We start from the raw sequence: 3,688 nt of genomic DNA on the forward strand, positions 1-3,688 counted from the left end.
CTTAGTCCTCCGTTTCCTGAACATAACGGTGGACCCGTTCAGTTGGGGAGGCTCAATTGGAGACAATATTACTGCTGTGACATGGGTGATGATGACGGCGTCCGGATACATGTCCAAGAACGCCTCAAGCACCTTTTCGCCGCCACGCATACCGACAAGCCAATAATGAACAATCGCGACTTTCACGAGGGTCAGCCCTTAGCGCCCTGGCCGCGCGCGTATTTGTCCTCGTACCGGACGATGTCGTCCTCGCCGACATACACGCCCGTTTGCACCTCGATCAGGACCATCGGTACCTTGCCCGGGTTTTCCATACGGTGGACAGCACCCAGCGGAATATAGACTGACTGATTTTCAGTCACCAATTGATCAGTGTCGTTGATGATGACACGAGCCGTGCCCTCAACCACGATCCAGTGTTCGGACCGATGAAAATGGCTTTGCAGGCTAAGGGACGCGCCCGGATGCACACAAATGCGTTTCACCTGAAAACGATCGCCAACAACAAGGCTTTCGAACCATCCCCAGGGACGGTGGTCTTTTGGAAATGCGGTGGCCTGAGGAACGTTTTTCTTCTTCAGCGCAGACACCGCCTGTTTTACGTCCTGAGCCCGCGAAGAATCCGCCACCAAAACCGCATCATTCATCGCAACCGCGATGATATTTTCCAGGCCAATACCAACGACTTCAAGCTGTTCACTATCCGACCGCAACAGCGTGTTGTGACAGTCAATCGCTGTGGCGCCGTCACTTGTGACAACACCCTGTTCGTCGGGGCCACTTTCGCGCCAGACCGCGTCCCAGCCACCCAAATCAGACCACGCCGAGTCAAAAGGGACCACGGATAGGTTGTCAGCTTTTTCCATCACGGCATAGTCGATGGAAATATCTTTGGCCTTTTGCCAATGCTCCGGGTTCAAACGCAAAAAGCCCAGATCGGGCGTTGCGGTTTCAACAGATGCCTGAACGGGTTCTATCAGCTCTGGGGCGTACTGCCGGAATGCCGCTATAATGTCAGCAGAGCGGAACAAGAAAATACCAGCGTTCCATTTGAAATTCCCAGCGGCCAGCATCTCGGTCGCGCGGACCAAATCCGGTTTTTCGACAAACTGTTTCAGCGGGACCGGTGATCCATCACTGTCCGGCGCCGAGGCAAGTTCCAGATACCCATAGGCTGTTTCCGCGTGCGTCGGAGTAATGCCAAACGTCACCAGCTGACCCCTTGCAACCGCATCCAATCCACGAGCGACTGCGGCCTGAAATGCATCGGAGTCTGGCACCACATGATCGGACGGGGCGACCAAAAGAACCGCATTCTCGTCTTCGTTGAATGTCTGAATCGCAGCGGCCAAAACTGCAGGTGCAGTATTGCGCCCTTCCGGCTCGATCAGAATTTTGCCTGGATCAATACCAATTGATTGCAGTTGCTCGGCAACGATGAATCGAAAGTCCGAATTGGTAAGAACGACTGGTGCCGCAAATTGCAAATCTGCGTTTTTCCCGGATAGACGTCGCGCCGACGCTTGAAACAAAGTTTCCTCGCCAACAAGCGGAACAAATTGTTTTGGATAGCTTTTCCGGGACAGAGGCCACAACCGAGTACCGGAACCACCGCAGAGAAGGACAGGTGTTATCAACATAAAAAGCTCGAAATTTGATTTACTTGGAGTGGTCCTAATAAATGAGGCTGGTGCTGACAAGGGTATGAATTGCAGGAGGTAGAATTCACGCGCAATCAGGATGAAACAATAAGCACCGCCCAATCTTTGAGCCTGCGCTGCGTCTTCAGTGCAGTTTTACAATGCGGTAGGTCTATCTATCGCTGAAGGTAGTCAGGAAACTATCGGCCAATCGCGCCAATTGCTCCTGTCGTCAATGACCTGCCGAAACAAACCTGGGTTCACTTCCGTCAAGGCATACGGCGCTAAGGGTGCCAGTTGCAAATGCTCCGGTATCAACAGCAATGCGACCACGTTTAGCGCTCGGCGCATCAACTATTGTATGGCCATGCACAACCCAGATCCCATCGCTGCGATCCGACTTCTGAAAAGACGGGTGCCCCCAGATCAGAATTTCCTCATTTTGCTGATCGACCAGAACATTCGGGTCCGCACCGGCATGGGTCACAAAAACGTTGCCCGACAAGTCCGATGTCGGGAGTTGTTCAAGCCAGCGGCGCATGTCTTGGCCCATGACGTCTTCCAACCTATCGCGGCAGTCCTGTAACTCGGCATCGTTCATTTCTGATCTCACGCCGCGAACGCCGAAAGAGGACAGTGTTTGTAATCCACCATACCGCAACCACCGTGGTCCATGACAGGTGGGATCGCTCAGAAATTTCAGCAACATCTGCTCGTGATTTCCCATGAGACAGGTAAAGTCCGAACGCTCACTGACTAGACGCAGCACCTCGGCGCTGTGCTCTCCCCTGTCTACATAGTCCCCTACAAGTATGACGCGGTGGTCCTGCGGAACTTGGGAGAGCATTTTCTCCAACTGGGCAATGCACCCGTGGACGTCCCCGATTATGCAAATCGGGGCATCCGGATCAGGCGTCGAAAAGGCCGCTGGTTGATTAAATCGTTTGAGCAACGAAGACAGCACTATTGCAGCATTCCCTTTAACCTTTAGTGCACAGACTTGCGGGCTTGGCCGGTAGTCGCTCCGGCTTGTGAGTGATAGCCGCCCGCACACCAATGGGCAAGCAAGGACCGTTCAAGCCTCTCTACAAGGGGATATCCCCATTCGAATAAGCTCAGCCCCTTTGGCTTTATACACACCACTGATGCGGTTTCGGGCCTTGTTCATGAACCATGACTTCAACGGTTCGGGATAATAGCCCGCCATGACGCGGCTAAAATATTCGAAATCTTCCTTTGGAAGTTTGCGACCACTTCGCGATGGTCCATGAAAGCCAAACATAGTATCGGGATCGACACAGGCGCCCGGCAACCCAAGAAACATCGTACATGTTGAAAAACAGACCCGGCCACGTATTTCAACCAAGACCCGGTTCCGCTGTAAGTTCTTCAATTCGATCAACCGGTCGTGCAAGTATCCACCCCGATCGTTGCCGACGACATACAAATTTTGGGTATTGGCAGCGGCCTGAAAAGCCGTGCCAGAAAACAAGGCACCAAAGACCAGAAAACCCACCAATATCCTTGCACGAAACCCTCGTAGACTTAAGCGCGGCGAAATACCCAATCCCGACATAACGACATCTCCAATTCCAGTTGCGGTCTGGGTTGAAACTAGAAAGAAGGGCTGCGGAGCACGTGGGCTCGGCGTGTCTTTTTTGTGCTTTAAATCAACAAGTTAATTCGTTTTTACCTAAACATTGGGTAAATTTTTCGGCAACGACAAATGCGTCATAAACCGTTGCCACGAGCGCGACGGCGTATAGCAAGAACATCAGAAATCGCTTTTACGATCGGCTTTGAGACAATCCGTTGGATAGATATTCGTTTTGGCGATTTGATCGGGTATTGGTTCTGGTGAAATACTTTGCAATTGTGGCGATCAGTGCAGGATTTCCCACGCGGGGTGATTCCAAAGTGCTTACAGCGGGATAGGCCCAGAACGACAAAAGCCACCTTGCGGCGGCTTATTCGAGACTCTGTTCGACCCAAGTGGTTGCGGGAGTAGGATTTGAACCTGCGACCTTCAGGTTATGAGCCTGACGAGG

At 52.4% G+C, this 3,688-nt stretch carries 4 protein-coding genes; all 4 read right to left on the bottom strand.

Annotated features, from left to right (window positions below):
* Window positions 1-186, bottom strand: a 186-nt coding sequence (locus tag GOV87_RS20375; RefSeq protein WP_217360924.1) for a hypothetical protein, incomplete at its 3' end; no start/stop codon positions are given.
* Window positions 187-191: 5 nt separating this feature from the next.
* Window positions 192-1,640, bottom strand: a complete 1,449-nt coding sequence (locus GOV87_RS20295; RefSeq protein WP_171212960.1) for a mannose-1-phosphate guanylyltransferase/mannose-6-phosphate isomerase — start codon at window positions 1,638-1,640, stop codon at window positions 192-194.
* Between the two features lie 232 nt (window positions 1,641-1,872).
* Window positions 1,873-2,604, bottom strand: a complete 732-nt coding sequence (locus tag GOV87_RS20300) for a metallophosphoesterase family protein (protein WP_371813548.1) — start codon at window positions 2,602-2,604, stop codon at window positions 1,873-1,875.
* A gap of 111 nt (window positions 2,605-2,715) precedes the next feature.
* Complete coding sequence (locus tag GOV87_RS20305; protein WP_254447446.1) at window positions 2,716-3,216, bottom strand: hypothetical protein; 501 nt, start codon at window positions 3,214-3,216, stop codon at window positions 2,716-2,718.
* Window positions 3,217-3,688: the final 472 nt, after the last annotated feature.

It is taken from the genome of Ruegeria sp. HKCCA5426, assembly GCF_013034585.1.
In the GTDB taxonomy this organism is placed as follows: Bacteria; Pseudomonadota; Alphaproteobacteria; order Rhodobacterales; family Rhodobacteraceae; genus Ruegeria.

What these genes read in the sequence shown, in the direction of transcription:
- GOV87_RS20295 (WP_171212960.1), bottom strand. Translation starts at nt 1,640, where the DNA reads ATGTTGATAACACCTGTCCTTCTCTGCGGTGGTTCCGGTACTCGGTTG.
- GOV87_RS20305 (WP_254447446.1), bottom strand. Translation starts at nt 3,216, where the DNA reads ATGTCGGGATTGGGTATTTCGCCGCGCTTAAGTCTACGAGGGTTTCGT.